14 protein-coding genes are annotated in these 18,462 nt (G+C 53.5%); 6 read left to right on the plus strand and 8 right to left on the minus strand.

Annotation, left to right across the window (positions count from 1 at the left end; translation table 11 throughout):
* Window positions 1–188 precede the first annotated feature (188 nt).
* From pqiC to rlmKL, 5 genes are all read right to left on the minus strand, one after another.
* Window positions 189–758 carry a membrane integrity-associated transporter subunit PqiC gene (gene pqiC / locus KWG64_RS06600; protein ID WP_195812772.1) on the minus strand — a complete coding sequence of 190 codons (570 nt, stop codon included), beginning with the start codon at window positions 756–758 and terminating at the stop codon, window positions 189–191.
* A complete protein-coding gene (pqiB, locus tag KWG64_RS06605; protein ID WP_370530231.1) occupies window positions 758–2,410 on the minus strand; it encodes an intermembrane transport protein PqiB in 1,653 nt (550 codons plus the stop codon). The genes pqiC and pqiB overlap by 1 nt, the downstream gene beginning before the upstream one ends.
* Complete coding sequence (pqiA, locus tag KWG64_RS06610) at window positions 2,397–3,671, minus strand: membrane integrity-associated transporter subunit PqiA (protein ID WP_370628610.1); 1,275 nt, start codon at window positions 3,669–3,671, stop codon at window positions 2,397–2,399. The genes pqiB and pqiA overlap by 14 nt, the downstream gene beginning before the upstream one ends.
* Window positions 3,672–3,749: 78 nt before the next feature.
* Window positions 3,750–5,654 carry an ABC transporter ATP-binding protein gene (locus tag KWG64_RS06615; RefSeq protein ID WP_218521327.1) on the minus strand — a complete coding sequence of 635 codons (1,905 nt, stop codon included), beginning with the start codon at window positions 5,652–5,654 and terminating at the stop codon, window positions 3,750–3,752.
* 5 nt (window positions 5,655–5,659) lie between these two features.
* Window positions 5,660–7,780, minus strand: a complete 2,121-nt coding sequence (gene rlmKL, locus KWG64_RS06620) for a bifunctional 23S rRNA (guanine(2069)-N(7))-methyltransferase RlmK/23S rRNA (guanine(2445)-N(2))-methyltransferase RlmL (RefSeq protein ID WP_195824407.1) — start codon at window positions 7,778–7,780, stop codon at window positions 5,660–5,662.
* A gap of 110 nt (window positions 7,781–7,890) precedes the next feature.
* Between rlmKL and KWG64_RS06625 the strand changes: the two genes are divergently transcribed.
* A complete protein-coding gene (locus KWG64_RS06625; RefSeq protein WP_195812775.1) occupies window positions 7,891–8,994 on the plus strand; it encodes a YcbX family protein in 1,104 nt (367 codons plus the stop codon).
* Between the two features lie 48 nt (window positions 8,995–9,042).
* Here KWG64_RS06625 and KWG64_RS06630 read toward each other — a convergent pair whose 3' ends face one another.
* Both KWG64_RS06630 and pyrD read right to left on the minus strand, forming a co-directional pair.
* Window positions 9,043–9,588 (minus strand): cell division protein ZapC, encoded by a 546-nt coding sequence (locus KWG64_RS06630; protein WP_152324138.1) that lies wholly within the window; start codon window positions 9,586–9,588, stop codon window positions 9,043–9,045.
* Window positions 9,589–9,784: 196 nt separating this feature from the next.
* On the minus strand, window positions 9,785–10,795 hold the full coding sequence (gene pyrD / locus KWG64_RS06635; RefSeq protein ID WP_195812776.1) for a quinone-dependent dihydroorotate dehydrogenase: 1,011 nt from the start codon (window positions 10,793–10,795) through the stop codon (window positions 9,785–9,787).
* A 297-nt stretch (window positions 10,796–11,092) separates the two neighbouring features.
* On the opposite strand from pyrD, the gene ssuE reads away from it, so the two are divergent.
* From ssuE to ssuB, 5 genes are read left to right on the plus strand one after another with little or no spacing between them, the layout of a single operon-like run.
* Entirely contained in the window at window positions 11,093–11,674 is a 582-nt protein-coding gene (ssuE, locus tag KWG64_RS06640) for an NADPH-dependent FMN reductase (RefSeq protein WP_218521328.1), read from the plus strand.
* Between the two features lie 18 nt (window positions 11,675–11,692).
* On the plus strand, window positions 11,693–12,667 hold the full coding sequence (locus KWG64_RS06645; protein ID WP_218521329.1) for a sulfonate ABC transporter substrate-binding protein: 975 nt from the start codon (window positions 11,693–11,695) through the stop codon (window positions 12,665–12,667).
* 57 nt (window positions 12,668–12,724) lie between these two features.
* Window positions 12,725–13,879: an FMNH2-dependent alkanesulfonate monooxygenase gene (gene ssuD, locus KWG64_RS06650; protein ID WP_101075904.1), complete on the plus strand. Its 1,155-nt coding sequence runs from the start codon at window positions 12,725–12,727 to the stop codon at window positions 13,877–13,879.
* An 11-nt stretch (window positions 13,880–13,890) separates the two neighbouring features.
* On the plus strand, window positions 13,891–14,682 hold the full coding sequence (gene ssuC / locus KWG64_RS06655) for an aliphatic sulfonate ABC transporter permease SsuC (protein WP_195824404.1): 792 nt from the start codon (window positions 13,891–13,893) through the stop codon (window positions 14,680–14,682).
* Complete coding sequence (gene ssuB, locus KWG64_RS06660) at window positions 14,679–15,461, plus strand: aliphatic sulfonates ABC transporter ATP-binding protein (protein ID WP_218521330.1); 783 nt, start codon at window positions 14,679–14,681, stop codon at window positions 15,459–15,461. Before ssuC ends, ssuB begins: the two co-directional genes overlap by 4 nt.
* A 79-nt stretch (window positions 15,462–15,540) precedes the next feature.
* Here ssuB and pepN read toward each other — a convergent pair whose 3' ends face one another.
* Window positions 15,541–18,156: an aminopeptidase N gene (gene pepN, locus KWG64_RS06665; RefSeq protein ID WP_218521331.1), complete on the minus strand. Its 2,616-nt coding sequence runs from the start codon at window positions 18,154–18,156 to the stop codon at window positions 15,541–15,543.
* Window positions 18,157–18,462: the final 306 nt, after the last annotated feature.

Raw genomic sequence — 18,462 nt, forward strand, 5'->3', positions numbered from 1 at the left:
GGGAGAGGTCAATGCGCAAAATTCACGCCAATGTCATATTAGTGAGCTATTTTATTCGATTGCCCGCGAACTAATCGCGCTATCAAAAACTCATCTGGCTGATCGCCCTAAAAAAATCCCGGTGTCTGAAAAATCAGAAACCGGGATTTTTTGTCTTTAACTTAAAAAATATTAAGCTTAAAAAATTGTCATCTTATCTGTGATGCAATCTGGCCTGCTTCTTGCTGCCAGCCCGTGGCTAACGTTCTGACCAGCGCATCGTAACCGTCTTCGTTTTGTTTCAGGTTCAGCGCGAAATCACGCTGAACCGTCTGTCCGCCATGCGTCAGCGTCCAGCTTCCGCTGACCACGACGATACCGTCGTAGCGACCATGGAAACCGGTGACATTGACGTTCAGCACATCCTGATCGTCTGAGCCTCCCGCCTGCGAAGAAACCAGGAATCCCGGCAAATCACGGCGCAGATAGGTCACCAGTGATTGCTGGAGCTGCTGATCCAGCGGGCTGGCCCAGAGGTTATTCTGAGTCAGTGTATATTGCACATCATTAGTCTGATAAACCAAACCAGTGCCCGCCAGATAATCAGCCACGCTGACCCGCTCAACCCACAAGTGACGCTGCGCGGTTGAACCGGATGTCATCGTACTGCCTGCCACTGGCGTGCTGCTAAGTACCGGCAACTGGTAATACGTTTTCTCGTTACTGCTGCTGCATGCAGACAGGAATAATGCTAAGACGACAGGTATCCATTTCATCATTATTTGGCCTTCTTCGGCTGAGGATCATCTTGCCCTGGGGCGGCGAAAATCAGTGCATTGCTTTTCTGATTCAGCGTTTTCAATACCGGCTGAAGCTCACGCAGCGTTTTATCCAGACTCTGCATATCGCCAACCAGATTGCCGTAAGCCGGTGAGCCAGGCTGGAAGCCTTTCAGGCTACGGTTAAGCTGAATGAGCGTCTGCTGCATATCCGCAGGCAGATTTTTCATCTCTTTACTCGAGACAATCGCGTTCAGAGACTCAATGGTTTTCTGCGTAGATTTCATCGTTCTCTGGCTTTCAGCCAGCGTGCTGGTCGCTTCACGCATCATCGGCTCAATCGGCAGATTGTTGATTTTATCAAGCGTCGTCATCAGTTTCTGCTGGATTTGCGCAAACCCGCCGCTCACGGTCGGCAGCAGTTTATGTCCGGCAATTTCAAGCGGTCCTTTCCACGGTTTCTCATTCGGATAGAAATCCAGATCGATATACATCGCCCCGGTCAGCAGGTTTGCTGATTTCATGGAGGCGCGCAGACCATGTGCGATACCATCACGGATATGATCGTCAATATTGAAATTGCTGCCCAACAACTGAGCGAAGCGGTCTGGCTCGATACGGATCAGGATCGGAATGCGGTAATCATCTGACATTTGCTGATTAAGCACATTCATCGGGAACGGCACTTCGGCCACGGTACCGAGACGAATACCGCGGAATTCCACTGGTGCGCCTTTTTGCAGCCCGCGGATGGAATCCGAGAAGAACATCACGTAGTCCATATGACGCGTATACAGTGATTCCTGAATACTTTTCTGATCGTCAAACAGCTGATAATTATCGCCATTTTTCGCTTCAGCGCCCTGCGCCCAGCCGTTCGGAATATCGAAGCTTACGCCTCCGCTGAACAGTGTTGTCAGTGACCCCATCTCCACACGCATACCGGCGGCGGACATGTCGAAATTCACTCCGCTGTCTTTCCAGAAGCGCACATTGTCGGTCACCAGTGTGTCGTATGGCGCACGGACAAAGAGCTGATATTTGATGTTGCGGGCTTTAGGATCAAAGTGACTGGTTTCAACCGTCCCGACCTGATAACCACGGAACAGCACCGGATCGCCCGGATTCAGTTGCCCTGAACGCTCGCTTTCCAGAATAACACGGACGCCTTTCGCATCCGGTGACGCCAGCGGTGGTGAATCATCCAGCTTATATTCTTCTTTCTCGCCACCTTTACTACCGGGCTGTAGCTGAATATATGCGCCGGACAACAGCGTACCCAGGCCGGAGACACCCTCGCGTCCGATCTGCGGTTTGACCACCCAAAATACGGAATCGCCACGCAGCATTTTTTCCATGCCGGTATTCAGACGGGCTTTGATGATGACCTGCTGGAGATCGTCGCTGAGCGTGACAGTCTCTACTTTGCCCACGTCCACATTGCGGCTTTTGATCGTGGTCTTTCCGCCTTCAATGCCTTCCGCGGTCGTGGTGATGAGCGTGACTTCCGGGCCCTGATGGCTGTAGTGATAAAACAGGATCCAGGCCCCGATCAGTGCAGTGACAATCGGCACAATCCACACCGGAGACCAGCGTTTAATTTTTTCGACTTTGGCAGTTCCGTCGTGTTCTGCCATGTTATTTCCTGCCATCTTGTGGCTCCTTTGCAGACTTCATTCCAGCGCGATCCCAAATGAGCCTTGGGTCAAACGTCATGGCGGCAAACATCGTAAGAATGACAACGCCTGCAAACAGCAGCGCGCCGATATCCGGATATATACTCATCAGTTGCCCCATTCTGACCAGGGCTGACAGCACCGCAATAACAAATACGTCAATCATTGACCAGCGGCCAACAAACTCAACAACTTCATAAATGACATGCAACCTTTCCCTGTCGATTTGCTTATTGCTGTTGGCATCCCAGCAGAGCCAGGCAATGGCGATCATTTTTAATGTCGGCACCATAATACTGGCGATGAAAATCACCATTGCCACAGGGTACGAGCCGTCACTCCACAACAGCACAACACCGGCCATGATCGTTGAAGGCATCGGATTCCCGAGAACCTGCGTGATCATAATCGGCAGCATATTGGCCGGGAGGTATAACAAAATGGACGTCACCAGCAGGGCCATCGTCCATTGCAGACTGTTTTTACGTCGCGCGTGACCTTTGCTTTTACAGCGCCCGCACACTTCCTGCTCCGCAGGCAAAATCGCCATGCAGCAATGGCAGGAACGCAGCCCCTGGCGCAAACCGCTCTCGCCGACCTGTAACGGCTGAACCAGTTCAGGTGCAGGTTCGATGTGTTCCCACATCCAGAAGCGATCGGTGCATTGAAAAGCACGCAGTTGCAGCAGGCAAAACAGAACGTAAGGGATAAAGCTGGTGCCAATCCCCACATCACCATACGCCATCAGTTTGACGAAACTCACCAGTACACCGGCGAGAAAAATCTCCACCATGCACCAGCTTTTCAGCCGAAACAGCGTACGCGCGATGCTCACTTTCCAGTGAACAGGAATTTTGTTGCCGTAGCAAAGAAGGATAATCGAGAGCATGCAAACTGCCGGGAGCAGCTGCACCACGATCATAAACAGAGACGCCATACTGGCGTAATCTTCAGAAACTAAAACCTGCGGGATCTGGACCAGTGTCACTTCACTGCTCAGCCCGGCAACGTTCATATTGACGAAAGGAAAAAGGTTGGCCAGCAACAGCATGAATAACGCGCTGATTGCATAACCGACAGGGCGTCTGCGTGGCTCATTCCAGCGGGTTGTCAGCGTCGTATGGCAACGGGGACAAACGGCTTTTTGCCCTATTTTCAGACCAGGTATGGCCACCAGAATGTCGCATTGGGGGCACAGGATGTGCGGGTCATTGTCATGGGCGTCAGAACACACTATCGACTCCTCAACAGCGCAAAGACAAAGGATATTGGCAACCGGATTTCCATTGCGCCGGTTGCCAATCGTAATGCAGTGTTAGCCGTTTTTCTGCGCTTCCAGCGCTTCCCAACGTTCAAACGCCTGCTCTAACTCCAGCTCTGCAGCAGCAAAAGCGGTGAGCACTTTCTGAGTTTCTTCATGAGGAAGTGTGAAGAAATCAGCATCACTCATCTTCTGTTGCAGGGCTTCAATTTTTTCTTCCAGTGCGCTGATTTGCAGAGGCAATTGTTCCAGTTCACGCTGTTGATTATAGCTGAGCTTATTCGCCGTGCGTTTGGCCGGTTCTGCTTTCGGTTGCGCCACCGGTTTATTTTCTGTAACAACAGCCTGACGAATTGGCTTCTGGTTACGACGCTGATGCTGTGCGTCAAAGTAACCGCCCACATAGCTGTTAATCACGCCGTTACCTTCATAAATCCAACATTCGGTGGCCGAATTATCAACAAATTCACGGTCATGGCTCACCAGCATTACGGTGCCCTGATAGCTGTCGATCATCTCTTCCAGCAGTTCCAGCGTTTCCACATCCAGGTCGTTGGTCGGTTCATCGAGAATCAACAGGTTACTTGGACGCAGGAACAGTTTTGCCAGCAGCAGTCGGTTACGTTCGCCGCCAGACAACGCTTTCACCGGCGTCATCGCACGTTTCGGATGGAACAGGAAGTCTTGCAGATAGCCCAGCACGTGGCGTGCGCGGCCGTTCACCATCACTTCCTGCTTACCTTCGGCAAGGTTGTCCATCACAGTACGTTCCGGATCAAGCTCGGCGCGGTGCTGGTCGAAGTACGCCACTTCCAGCTTGGTGCCGCAGTGAACGCGACCGCTGTCGGCCTTAATCTGACTTAACATCAGTTTAAGCAATGTGGTTTTACCACAGCCGTTCGGGCCAACCAGCGCAATTTTATCACCACGCATCACCTGCGCGGAGAAGTGGCTCACCAGTTGCTTACCGGCAATCGCGTAGCTGACATCTTCCATTTCGAAGACAATCTTGCCGGAAGTCGAAGCTTCAACGACCTGCATTTTGGCGGTGCCCATGACTTCACGACGTTCAGAACGCTCCTGACGTAAGGCTTTCAATGCGCGAACGCGGCCTTCGTTACGGGTACGGCGTGCCTTGATGCCCTGGCGGATCCACACTTCTTCCTGCGCCAGTTTTTTGTCGAATTCTGCGTTCTGCAATTCTTCAACGCGCAACGCTTCTTCTTTCGCCAGCAGATATTCTTCGTAGTTACCCGGATAAGAAACCAGTTTGCCGCGATCGAGATCGACAATACGGGTCGCCATGTTACGGATGAAAGAACGGTCATGGGAAATGAAGATAATGCTGCCCTGGAACTCTTTCAGGAAATCTTCCAGCCAGGCAATACTTTCGATATCCAGGTGGTTGGTCGGTTCGTCGAGCAGCAAAATGTGCGGCGCGCTGACCAGCGCACGGCCCAGCGCAGCTTTACGCAACCAGCCGCCGGACAGCGATTTAAGCTCGGTATCCGCATCCAGACCCAGTTTCAGCAGCACTTCATTGATGCGGCTGTCGAGCTGCCACAGGCCCTGATGATCGAGGATCTCCATCACCTGCGCCAGTTTGTTCATGTTCTTTTCGCTCGGGTCGGTTTCAACCAGATGCGAAATCGCGTGATACGCTTTCAGGTGTTCCGCCTGCTCAAAAACGCCTTCAGAGACGAAATCAAAAACTGTGCCTTCGACATTGCGCGGGGGGTCTTGTTGCAGACGCGCCACAATCAGATCCTGCTCATAGACAATGCGTCCGTCATCCAGCGGCACTTCGCGGTTCAGGATTTTCATCAGCGTCGATTTACCGGCGCCGTTACGGCCAACCAGACAGACGCGTTCGTTCGGCTCGATGTGTAATTCGGTGTTATCCAACAGCGGCGAGTCACTGAATGACAGCCAGGCACCTGACATACTAATTAACGACATAAACTTTATTTTTCCTCGCCGGCGTGGGACAGCAGCCAGCAGTTATGAATTTGACGATTACGGGCAAAATCCTGTGACAGGGTTTGGCTGGTGATTTCTTTGGCGGTCAGCCCCAGTTTGCTCAGTCCGTCGAGATCCATCTGGAAGCCGCGCTTGTTATTGGAGAACATAATGGTGCCGTTGCGACGTAAAATGCGTTTCAGATCTTTCATTAATGCCAGATGATCGCGCTGAACGTCAAAACTGTCGGCCATACGTTTCGAGTTGGAGAACGTCGGTGGATCGATAAAGATCACATCGAATTGTTCATCACACATGCCCAGATAAGACAGACAATCTGCCTGAATCAGGCGGTGCTGACGGCCGGTCAGGCCATTGGCACGCAGGTTTTTCTCTGCCCATTCCAGATAGGTACGGGACATATCTACCGTGGTTGTGCTCCGCGCACCGCCCAGACCGGCGTGAACGCTGGCCGTGCCGGTGTACGCGAACAGGTTCAGGAAGTCTTTTCCTTTACTCATTTCGCCGAGCATTTTGCGGGCAATACGGTGATCCAGGAACAAACCGGTGTCGAGATAATCCGTCAGGTTAACCCACAGTTTAGCGTCGAATTCCTCAACCAGCAGGAACTCGCCCTTCTGTGCCAGTTTCTCATACTGGCTGGTGCCTTTCTGACGTTCACGGGTTTTCAGGATCAGCTGGCTGGATGAAATATCCAGTACCGACATTGTGGCGTTAATCACGTCGAACAAACGCTGACGGGCTTTCTGCGCATCAACCGTTTTCGGCGGCGCATATTCCTGAACCACAACTTTGCTGCCGTAGCGGTCAACCGCCACGTTGTAGTCTGGTAAATCGGCGTCATACAGGCGATAGCATTCGATGCCCTGCTGTTTGGCCCATTTCTCCAGTTTCTTAACATTTTTGCGCAAGCGGTTGGCGTAATCTTCTGCCATTTGCGCGCCTGCCGCGCCGGTCGGGTTTTCCGCCAGCTGGTAGTTTTTCTGCACACATTCCAGCGGGCCGTTTTTCGCTTTGAACTGACGCTCAGCGCGCAGCTGGAGGCAACTTAACAGCTCAGGTGACGCACTGAACAAGGAGAGCTGCCAGCCGCCAAACTGTGTTTTCATAATGCGGCCAAGCATGTTGTGCAACGCAATCAGAGCCGGTTCGCTTTCCAGACGCTCGCCGTATGGCGGGTTACTGATCACCGTCCCGGTCGGGCCTTCCGGCAGCGGATTCACCAGTTTGCCGACTTCGGCAGCTTCAAAGCTGATCAGTTCTGCCACACCCGCGCGACGGGCGTTGGCACGTGCCATCTCGATAACACGACGGTCAATATCAGAGCCGAAGAAGCGCGATGTTGTTTCCTGAACGCCACGGCGGGTACGAACCTGCGCTTCGGCGGTCAGTTCACGCCACAGTTCAGCGTCAAATTTGCTCCAGCCGGTAAAGCCCCAGTGCTGGCGATGCAAGCCCGGCGCACGATCGGCGGCAATCATGGCCGCTTCAATCAGCAACGTACCAGAACCACACATCGGATCGACCATCGGCGTACCCGCCTGCCAGCCGGAACGCATCACGATAGCCGCGGCCAGGTTTTCTTTCAGCGGAGCCTGACCGGTCAGGTCACGGTAGCCGCGCTGATGCAGGCCTTCACCGCTGAGATCCAGCGCGACGCTGGCGGTATCACGTTGCAGAAAGACGTTAACGCGGATGTCCGGCTGCTGTTTCGCCACATTCGGGCGCTCGTCCATTTTGCGGGTGAAGCTGTCAACGATGGCGTCTTTCACTTTCAGCGCGCCGTACTGGCTGTTACGGATTTCGTCGTTCAGGCCGCTGAAATGCACGGCAAACGTTTTTTCCACACCAAACACGGACGGCCAGTCAATCGCCATCACGCCGAGGTAAAGATCCAGATCGCTGTGAACTTTGAATTCGTTCAGCGGTAACAGGATGCGCGAAGCCAGACGGCTCCACAGTAAGCTCCGATACATCAGGCGATCGTCACCTTCAAAATGCACCCCTCCCTGCACAACTTTGCAGGCTTGCGCACCCAGCGTTTCCAGTTCGCTTTTTAACAGTTCTTCCAGTCCACGCGCCGTGCTGGCAAACAAAGAGTTCATATCGACATATCACCAAAAATAAAATTGTTGCGCATTATAGCTAATCCCCACCGCTTGTCATAAAGTCTCTGGTTATCTTTAAGACTTTATATACACAGAGGCGACGTTCAGTGCCCATTCTTTCACGTTTATTCGTTCACCCGGTCAAATCCATGCGTGGTCTGCAAGTCTCACACGCACTGGTCACAGCAACAGGACTGACGTTCGACCGCCAGTTCATGATTACCGATACGCAAGGCACTTTTATTACGGCCCGCCAGTATCCCAACCTTGTTCTGTTCACCCCGGTGATCCTGCCCGATGGCCTGATGATCTCTGCGCCTGAAGGCGACAGCATCAGCGTTAAATTCCGTGAATTCGCCGGTGAAAACTCACCGACTGAAGTCTGGGGCAATCAGTTTACCTCACTCATCGCGCCGGAACCGGTAAATCGCTGGTTAAGTGCTTATTTAAAGCGTGACGTCCAGCTTCGCTGGGTAGGCGAAGAACCGACACGCCGTGTGAAAAAACATCCGGAAGTTCCGCTGTCGTTTGCCGACGGCTTTCCTTATCTGCTGATCAATGAAGCGTCGATGCAGGATTTACAGCGCCGCTGCCCGGGCGGTGTGCGCGTTGAGCAATTCCGGCCCAACATTGTGGTCAGTGGTGCGCAAGCGTATGCCGAAGATACCTGGCAGACGATCCGTATCGGCGAAGTCATTTTCGATCTGGTCAAACCCTGCAGCCGCTGTATTTTCACCACCGTCAGCATTGAGCGCGGACGTAAACATCCTCGAGGAGAACCGCTGAAAACTTTGCAGGGCTACCGAACTGCGAGCGATGGCGACGTGGATTTCGGCCAGAATATGATTGCGCGTAATACCGGCGTGATCCGTGCGGGCGACAGCGTTGAGGTGCTGGCCACTAAACCAGCGCGGCCTTACGGCGCAGGTGAAGTGGTTGAAAACGTCGACGCGCCGAAAAGCACTGCGCAGGACGTGACCATCAATTATCAGGGCACGCAGTTCACCGGGAATAATCAGCAGATTTTGCTCGAACAACTGGAATTGCAGGGATTACGGATCCCGTATTCGTGTCGTGCGGGAATATGTGGTGCCTGCAAAATGACATTACAAGAGGGAAAAGTTTCGCCGCTGAAAGAAAGCGCCGTGGGTAAAGACGGAATGATATTGTCGTGCAGCTGTATTCCGGCCTCAGATATTATTATCGGCTAGGAAGCGCATTTAACGCAGGGTCAGGCAGTTTTAACCGGAATAATGAACTTAAACTGCCTGATCGTAGACATCGCTGTCTACCCGGAATGCCGCTGGCATCAGCCGGTCATGCATCACTTTAATCGCATCGCCTAACACCATCCCGCGCCCTGCCACTGTCAGACGTTCCTGCGCCAGCAGGCACAGACTGGCGTTATCACCGGACTCAACCACCAGTAATGTCGCCTGCTCACCGCTTTCCATTACCTGCACCTGCGCAAGCTGACCGTTTGCTGGCTGGAAAGGACGATGTTGCTGACTGAAATGCCAGCTCTTTGGCATCAGCGGTTTTAAAAAGCGAAAAGCGACTAATGCATTTAATACTAATTCGGCGCGCTGTTCGGCGGCCAGTCGAATATGTTTGCACTGTTCTTCGAAATCAAAATACAGCGCCGCATCATCGACACAAAATGACATATCGCCGAAAGCATCCGGCGTTAACATTTTAGCGGGGAATCGGGAACGGAAAATCATGCCATTAGCGAGATCCAACATAAGCCGGTCATGTTCAGTATCAAAATACCAACGCCAATTATCATCTGGTTTGATTTTCATTTCGTCATCCTGTTTGCGCGATGCCCTCTGCCTGTTTGTTCGTGATGTTCTATTGTTACCCGATCCGATAAGAATAGAATTTTTTATTACGAACGGATATCAGACAAATCCTGAGCCTGAATAATGGTCAGTGGACAAAATATAGACGAGCCGGGTTAATAAATAAACCCCTGACTCGCCTTAAGGATGAAAAATATCAGAGGTGGGTAACAATATCTTTGATCAAACCTGGCCCGCGGAAGATAAATCCGGAATAGATTTGAATTAATGATGCACCGGCTGCCATTTTTTCACGCGCTGCCGTCAGTGAATCAATGCCACCGACGCCAATAATAGGCAGACGACCTTGTAATTCATTTGACAGCATGCGGATAATTTCTGTGCTGCGCAGTTGCAGCGGGCGACCGCTCAGTCCGCCAACCTGATCACAATGATTAAGGCCCTGGATCAGTTTACGATCGAGCGTCGTGTTAGTCGCAATCACGCCATCCATATTATGACGCACCAGACTGTCGGCTATTTGGATCAATTCTTCCTCAGAAAGATCCGGCGCGATCTTCACAGCAACCGGCACATATTTCTGATGACGTTGCTGAAGTTCAAGCTGCTTATTTTTAATCGCCGCCAGTAAATCATCCAGCGCTTCACCGTATTGCAGTGAACGTAATCCCGGCGTATTTGGTGAAGAAATATTCACCGCGATATAACCCGCGTACGGATATACCTTTTCCATACAGGTCAGATAATCATCTTTACCCTGCTCGACCGGCGTATCTTTATTCTTGCCGATATTAATCCCCAGGATGCCGCCAAAATGGGATTTTTTGACGTTATTCACCAGATTATCCACGCCGTGGTTATTGAAACCCATGCGGTTAATCAGGCCTTCTGCTTCAACGATGCGGAATAAACGTGGCTTATCATTACCCGCCTGCGCACGCGGCGTCACGGTTCCCACTTCCACAAAACCAAATCCCATTGCGCCGAGTGCATCAATACATTCGCCGTCTTTATCCAGGCCAGCAGCCAGCCCCAGCGGGTTCTTAAAGGTTAATCCCATGCAGGTCACCGGTTTGGCCGGAACGGACTGACGAATTAAAAACTCAAGGGGGGTGCCGGAGATGCGGCTTAACTGACGGAAGGTTAACTCGTGGGCGCGTTCTGGATCGAGCTGAAACAGTGCTTTCCTGACAAAAGGATAATACATGGAGACTCCTGGATTCCCGGTGGCTAGACGGGGCGGTATTATCGACTAAGCGTCGGGCAATTGGAAACGATAACCGGCGGATTGGCACAATAATTGTTTCCGTACGCAAACGATTACTTTTTATTTACCTTAATTTTACTTTTATCCCTCCGCGCCCGCTTCATCCCTGCTTTATCCGTTTTCAAACTATTCATAGCCAAAATTGAGATTTCCGGTGCGCGGCGTCCCCCTGTTACGTTTACTCCACTTTGTTAAAGAAAATAATGGTTCTATTACTTTTTGTTATAAGGAAGAGAGATGCGCGTTATAACAATCGCAGGCAGCCCGCGACAACCTTCACGTTCTTCCTCCCTGCTGGCGCTCAGCCATCAGTGGCTGGCAAGCCGCGGCATCGAGGTTTTCACCTATACGATTCAGGATTTTTCCGCTGACGATCTGCTGTTCGCAAATTTCGCCAGCCCGCAGCTCAAACAGCTGAATGCTGAACTGGCAAGCGCCGATGGATTGATCGTGGCAACGCCGGTCTATAAAGCCTCGTTTTCCGGTGCGCTCAAGACATTGCTGGATTTACTGCCGGAGCGCGCGCTCGACCATAAAGTCGTCCTGCCGCTGGCTACCGCAGGTTCGATCGGCCACATGCTCGCGGTAGATTACGCGCTCAAACCGGTGCTGGCGTCGCTCAAAGCGCAGGAAGTTTTGCAGGGCGTTTTCGCTGATGACAGCCTGATCACCGATTACCAGAATTACCCGGCGAAGCTTGATCCCGCACTGGAAGAGCGTCTGACCGAATCACTGGAAAACTTCTATCTGGCACTCAGCCGCCGCCGCCCGCTGGCGCCGTCTGTTGCGTCCCTTTCTGCCCAGGCATTGCGCGTTTAACTTTAAAAGGAATTAACCATGCCAGCATCCTTCTCTTTATTACGTCGCCTGCCGGTTATTGCCGGGCTGCTGACCAGCCTGACTTTGAGCGGTACGGCGCTTGCGCAGGAAAAAGATCCCGCGCAGTTACGCATCGCCTACCAGAAAGGATCCGTCGGTCTTGTGCTGGCGAAATCCCATCAGTTACTGGAAAAACGTTTCCCGGACACCAAAATCAGCTGGGTGGAATTTCCTGCCGGGCCGCAGATCCTTGAAGCACTGAACGTTGGCAGTATTGATCTGGGCGGAACCGGTGATTTGCCACCGCTGTTCGCGCAGGCCGCAGGCGCGGATTTGCTGTATATCGGTTCTGAACCGCCTAAGCCGAAAGCTGAAGTTATTCTGGTCGACAGCAACAGCCCGATTAAAACTGTCGCGGACCTGAAAGGCCATAAAGTTGCTTTCCAGAAAGGCTCCAGTTCGCACAATTTACTGCTTCGTGCGCTGCAACAGGCCGGGCTGAAATTCACCGATATCCAGCCGGTTTATCTGACACCCGCCGACGCCCGCGCGGCTTTCCAGCAACATGACGTCGATGCCTGGGCTATCTGGGATCCCTACTATTCTGCCGCACAGGTTCAGGGCGATGTTCGCGTGCTGACCGACGGTTCCACGCTGCACCAGACCGGTTCTTTCTATCTGGCACCGAAAAAATATACCGAAGCGAATCCGCAATTTATCAGCGCCGTTCTGGACGTGTTAACGCAGGCGAATGCGCTGACGAAAACCGACCGTGCGCAAAGCATCACGCTGCTTTCCCAGTCGATGGGGTTGCCGGATAAAGTCGTGGCGTCTTATCTCGATCACCTGCCGGACATGCCTATCACACCGGTCAGCGCGGAAACGGAAAAACGCCAGCAGCAAACCGCCGATTTGTTCTATGAAAACCACATTTTGCCAAAACCTGTTGAGATTAAAGATCGCATCTGGAAGCCCGCTGTACAGGCTAACTGATCACTCATTGAGCCGCCCGCTGAGCGGCACCCGTGACGAATTGAGAGGAGTAACAACATGAGTCTGAACGTATTCTGGTTCTTACCAACCCACGGCGATGGCCGTTATTTAGGCACTGAAGAAGGCGCGCGCGTGGTCGATCACGGCTATCTTCAGCAGATCGCACAGGCCGCTGACCGCCTGGGTTTTGGCGGTGTATTGCTGCCAACGGGCCGTTCATGTGAAGACTCATGGCTGGTGGCCGCCTCACTGATTTCGGTAACTCAGCGTCTGAAATTTCTGGTGGCGCTGCGTCCGGGGATTATTTCTCCGACGCTGGCTGCCCGCCAGGCCGCCACGCTGGACCGGCTTTCCGGCGGTCGCGCGCTGTTTAATCTGGTGACGGGCGGTGATCCGACCGAACTGGCTGCCGAAGGTTTGCACCTCAATCACAAGGAACGCTACGAAGCGTCCGCAGAATTTACCCGCATCTGGCGCCGCGTGCTGGAAGGGGAAACCGTGGATTACGAAGGCAAGCATATTCAGGTGAAAGGCGCGAGCCTGATGCACCCGCCGGTTCAGTACCCTCGCCCGCCGCTGTATTTTGGCGGTTCTTCTGACGAAGCGCAGGATCTGGCCGCTGAGCAGGTTGAACTGTATCTCACCTGGGGTGAACCGCCCGCGCTGGTGAAAGAAAAAATCGAGCAGGTCCGCGCGAAGGCTGCGGCGAAAGGCCGTACGGTGCGTTTCGGTATTCGTCTGCACGTGATTGTCCGCGAAACCAATGAAGAAGCCTGGCGCGCCGCCGACAAGCTGATCGCCAACGTGGATGACGAAACTATTCAGCGCGCGCAGGCCGCATTTGCGAAAACTGATTCCGTCGGTCAGCACCGCATGGCCGCCCTGCACGGCGGCGATCGCAACAAACTGGAAATCTACCCGAATCTGTGGGCAGGCATTGGTCTGGTGCGCACCGGCGCTGGCACGGCGCTGGTCGGAGACGGCCCGACCGTTGCGGCCCGCATGCAGGAATATGCCGATCTGGGCATTGATACCTTTATTTTCTCCGGTTATCCGCATCTGGAAGAAGCGTACCGCGTCAGCGAGCTGTTGTTCCCGCATCTGGATCTGGCAAAACCCGAAGACGATCAAACCGTGAAGAAAGCCATTTTGCCGCGCGGTGAACTGGTGGCGCACGATTTTGCGAATAAACGCGTCGCCAGCCAGCATTAAGGAGAACAAAGATGACGAGATCACAACGCTGGCTGAATCGCGCCGCGCCCTGGGTCGTTCCGGTTGCCCTGATCGGCGGCTGGCAACTGGCCGTTGAAGCGGGCTGGTTGTCTAACCGCATACTTCCGGCGCCGAGCGCGGTGATTGAAGCCTTCTGGACACTGGCGAAAAGCGGCGACCTCTGGCAGAACCTGAAGATCAGTACTTTCCGCGCGCTGACCGGTTTTGCCATCGGCGGCAGTCTGGGTTTACTGCTCGGCTTTATCACCGGGCTTTCACGCTGGGGCGAACGTCTGCTCGACAGTTCGCTCCAGATGCTGCGTAACATTCCGCATCTGGCGCTGATCCCGCTGGTGATTTTGTGGTTCGGCATCGATGAATCCGCCAAGATTTTCCTCGTGGCGCTGGGCACGCTGTTCCCGATTTATCTCAACACTTATCACGGTATTCGCAACATTGATCGCGGCCTGCTGGAGATGTCGCGCAGCTACGGTTTATCCGGTTTCCCGCTGTTTATTCAGGTGGTTTTACCGGGCGCGCTGCCTTCGATTATGGTCGGCGTTCGTTTTGCGCTGGGCTTTATGTGGCTGACGCTGATCGTCGCGGAAACCATTTCGGCTAATTCAGGCATCGGATATCTGGCGATGAACGCCCGCGAATTTTTACAGACTGACGTCGTGGTTGTGGCCATCGTGTTGTACGCCATCCTCGGCAAACTGGCCGATGTGCTGGCCCGCCAGCTGGAAAGTGTCTGGTTACGCTGGCACCCGGCCTATCAGAAAAAACAAGGAGACGCCGCATGAGCGCACCTGCACGTATCGGGCAAGGCACGCCGGTCACCTTATCCGGCATCACAAAAAAATACGGCAACCGCGCCGTCCTCAACGACATTAATCTGCGTATTCCACCCGGCCAGTTTGTGGCCGTTATTGGCCGCAGCGGTTGCGGGAAAAGTACCTTGCTGCGCCTGCTCGCCGGGCTGGAAAAAACCACGCAAGGCGAGCTGCTCAGCGCCAGTGCGCCGCTGAGTCAGGTTCGGGAAGATACGCGGCTGATGTTTCAGGATGACCGCCTGCTGCCCTGGAAAAAAGTGATCGATAACGTCGGCCTGGGCCTGAAAGGTCAGTGGCGTGAAGCCGCGCGGGCAGCGCTGGAAGAAGTCGGGCTGGCCGACCGCGCCGACGAATGGCCTTCGGCGTTATCCGGCGGACAAAAACAACGCGTGGCGCTGGCACGGGCGCTGATCCACCGTCCCCGTTTGCTGTTGCTGGACGAGCCGCTGGGTGCGCTCGATGCACTGACGCGTATTGAAATGCAAAGCCTGATAGAACGTTTATGGCAGCAGCATGATTTCACCGTTTTGCTGGTGACACATGATGTCAGCGAAGCGGTCACGGTCGCGGATCGCGTGATCCTTATCGACCAGGGGCAAATTGGCATGGATTTAACCATTGATTTGCCACGCCCGCGCCGTAAAGGATCTGCGCGCCTGGCTGAGCTGGAAGCGGAAGTGCTGGAGCGCGTGCTGACGCCACAGCCTGCGCAGAACGTTCCGCAGGAAGCGAAACGCGCGCAGAGTTAACGGAAAGTCCCGTCATATCAACATGTAAAAAGGGCGATGTTTCCATCGCCCTTTTGTCTTACTGCATTTCTGCGATTAGTTACGCATCTAACGCTTTGGTGATTTTCTCGAACAAATCACCGGACAGATTTTCCAGCCCTTTAAGCTGTTCCAGTGCCTTACGCATCAATGCCTGACGGCCAGCATCATAACGTTTCAGACGGATCAGCGGCTCAATCATACGCGCGGCAACCTGCGGGTTACGCGTGTTCAGATCGGTCAGCATTTCGGTCAGGAACTGATAACCGCTGCCATCCGCGGCGTGGAATGCAGAAGGGTTAGCCGACGCGAACGCACCAATCAGTGAACGGACGCGGTTCGGGTTGCCCATGCTGAATGAACGATGGTTGAGCAGTGAACGGACTTTCTGCAACACATCGGCCGCCGGGCTGGTCGCCTGCTGGATAAACCATTTATCCATGACCAGGCCATCGTGATGCCAGCGCTCGTCGTAAGCGGCCAGCAGCGTTTCACGGCAAGGCAATTGCGCAGACACGGCGGCGGCCATTGCGGCCAGCGAGTCGGTCATGTTATCGGCCTGTTCAAACTGGGTTTTTACCAGCTGATCTGCCAGAGCGACATCCGCGAAAGCCAGATAATGCAGGCAGGTATTGCGCAGTGAACGTTTACCGATATCTTCGTGAACCACACGGTATGACGGCAGACGGTTAGCGTTGTAAACCGCCAGGAACTCATCCGACATTTCGGTTGCCAGACAACGGGTAATCGCGTCATGCACGGCGCTGATCGCTTCCGGATCGATGATATCGAACAGTTCAGCAATTTCGTTTTCTGACGGTAACGTCAGGATTTGCGCCGCCAGCGCCGGATCAATGTGCTCATCCAGCAGCACCGCACGGAAGGCATCGGCCACATGCAACGGCAGAGAAAGTGGCTGTTTGTGCTGATGACGCGCAACGTTCAGTTTGATGTAGATAGCCAGCAGGCTCTGCGCGGCGTCCCAGCGGGCAAAATCGTTACGTGCGAATTTCATCAGGAAAGTCAGCTGATGATCGCCCCACTTGTAATCGAGTTTCACCGGCGCGGAGAATTCACGTAATAAAGAAGGCACCGGCGGGTATTCCACATCGTCAAAGATGAAGGTCTGCGCGGCTTCGGTGACATTCAGCACATGGCTGACGGTCTGGCCATTTTGTTTCAGTGCAATTACGTTGCCCTGCGGATCGTAGAGTTCGATATCCAGCGGAATATGCAATGGCAGCTTTTCAGTCTGATCAGGCGTCGGCGGGGTTTTCTGGCTGACGGTCAGGGTGTATTGCTGTTTTTCCACGTCGTAGTCGTCGCGCACGGTCAGCACCGGCGTGCCGGACTGGCTGTACCAGCGGCGGAACAGCGACAGGTCAACATTCGAGGCATCTTCCATCGCCTGCACAAAATCGTCGCAGGTCGCAGCGCTGCCGTCGTGGCGCTCGAAATACAGCTGCATACCGGCCTGGAATTTCTCTTCGCCCAGCAAAGTGTGCAGCATGCGGATAACTTCAGAACCCTTCTCATACACAGTCAGCGTATAGAAGTTATTCATTTCGATAACTTTTTCAGGACGAATCGGATGCGCCATCGGGCTGGCATCTTCAGAGAACTGCGCGCCACGCATAACGCGGACGTTATCGATACGGTTGACGGAACGGGAGCCCAGATCAGAGCTGAATTCCTGATCGCGGAAAACGGTCAGGCCTTCTTTCAGGCTCAGCTGGAACCAGTCGCGGCAGGTCACGCGGTTACCGGTCCAGTTGTGGAAGTATTCGTGGCCGATAACCGCTTCGATACCGAGGTAATCTTTGTCGGTCGCGGTTTCGGCTTTTGCCAGCACGTATTTGGAATTAAAGACGTTCAGGCCTTTGTTTTCCATCGCGCCCATGTTGAAGAAATCAACGGCAACGATCATGAAAATGTCGAGATCGTATTCGAGATTGAAGCGGGTTTCGTCCCATTTCATCGACTGTTTCAGGGATTCCATTGCCCAACCCGCGCGATCCAGATTGCCGCGGTCAACGAACAGCTCCAGCGCCACATCGCGGCCTGAACGGGTTTTGAAAGAATCACGCAGAACGTCGAAATCACCGGCAACCAGCGCAAACAGGTAGCAAGGTTTCGGGAACGGATCCTGCCATTTGATCCAGTGCTTGCCGCCTTCCAGCTCGCCAGAATCGATACGGTTGCCGTTCGACAACAGGTACGGGTAACGGGCTTTGTCCGCCACAATGCGGGTGGTAAAACGCGCCAGCACATCAGGGCGATCCAGATAATAGGTGATATGACGGAAACCTTCCGCTTCACACTGCGTACACAGCGCTTCGCCGGACAGGTAGAGCCCTTCCAGCGCGGTGTTTTTCGCCGGATGAATTTCGTTAACAATCGCCAGTTCAAACGCTTCTGGCAGGCCAGTGATTTCCAGCGCGCCTTCTTTTAACTGATATTGTGGCCAATCCTGACCATTAATCTTCAGGCTGATAAGCGTCAGATCTTCCCCGCTGAGCACCAGCGGAGCGCCTTCTGCACCCTGCCGTTTAATCTGGCTGACGGCGGTCACAAGGGTCTTCTGTGCATCAAGCTCGAAATTCAGGTCGATATCCGTGATGGTGTAGTCCGGCGCACGATAGTCGTGGCGAAACTTGGCTTGTGGCAGTTGAGTCATAAAAAACCTTTTGGCGTTTTCATTGTTTAGGGTGATGACAATTTATGGAAGATGAAGCGGGCGCATGTCCCAGCGATTCGCTGTACAGCCCTGAGAGCCTTCAATCTTTTTATCTCTAAACTCTAACACAGGCATCAGGAAATCCCAGATTGTTGCCAGTTTGTGAGTGCGTATGCGCACCTTTCAACCAAAACACAGAAATATCGCCAAAGGTCTCTGTTTTTCGCGGCACTCACAAATCAGACCGGGATCACATCCTGACGCGATAATACTGTACTTTCCGGAACGGTCTGTTTCGCAGTTTTT

The organism is Rahnella sp. PD12R, assembly GCF_019200965.1.
In the GTDB taxonomy this organism is placed as follows: Bacteria; Pseudomonadota; Gammaproteobacteria; order Enterobacterales; family Enterobacteriaceae; genus Rahnella; species Rahnella laticis.

Excerpts from the sequence above, each read along its gene's own strand:
- rlmKL (WP_195824407.1), bottom strand. The coding sequence starts at position 7,780 with ATGAACTCTTTGTTTGCCAGCACGGCGCGTGGACTGGAAGAACTGTTA.
- KWG64_RS06645 (WP_218521329.1), top strand. The coding sequence starts at position 11,693 with ATGCCAGCATCCTTCTCTTTATTACGTCGCCTGCCGGTTATTGCCGGG.
- ssuE (WP_218521328.1), top strand. The coding sequence starts at position 11,093 with ATGCGCGTTATAACAATCGCAGGCAGCCCGCGACAACCTTCACGTTCT.
- KWG64_RS06615 (WP_218521327.1), bottom strand. The coding sequence starts at position 5,654 with ATGTCGTTAATTAGTATGTCAGGTGCCTGGCTGTCATTCAGTGACTCG.
- ssuC (WP_195824404.1), top strand. The coding sequence starts at position 13,891 with ATGACGAGATCACAACGCTGGCTGAATCGCGCCGCGCCCTGGGTCGTT.
- pqiB (WP_370530231.1), bottom strand. The coding sequence starts at position 2,410 with ATGGCAGGAAATAACATGGCAGAACACGACGGAACTGCCAAAGTCGAA.
- pqiC (WP_195812772.1), bottom strand. The coding sequence starts at position 758 with ATGATGAAATGGATACCTGTCGTCTTAGCATTATTCCTGTCTGCATGC.
- pepN (WP_218521331.1), bottom strand. The coding sequence starts at position 18,156 with ATGACTCAACTGCCACAAGCCAAGTTTCGCCACGACTATCGTGCGCCG.
- ssuB (WP_218521330.1), top strand. The coding sequence starts at position 14,679 with ATGAGCGCACCTGCACGTATCGGGCAAGGCACGCCGGTCACCTTATCC.
- KWG64_RS06630 (WP_152324138.1), bottom strand. The coding sequence starts at position 9,588 with ATGAAAATCAAACCAGATGATAATTGGCGTTGGTATTTTGATACTGAA.
- pyrD (WP_195812776.1), bottom strand. The coding sequence starts at position 10,795 with ATGTATTATCCTTTTGTCAGGAAAGCACTGTTTCAGCTCGATCCAGAA.
- ssuD (WP_101075904.1), top strand. The coding sequence starts at position 12,725 with ATGAGTCTGAACGTATTCTGGTTCTTACCAACCCACGGCGATGGCCGT.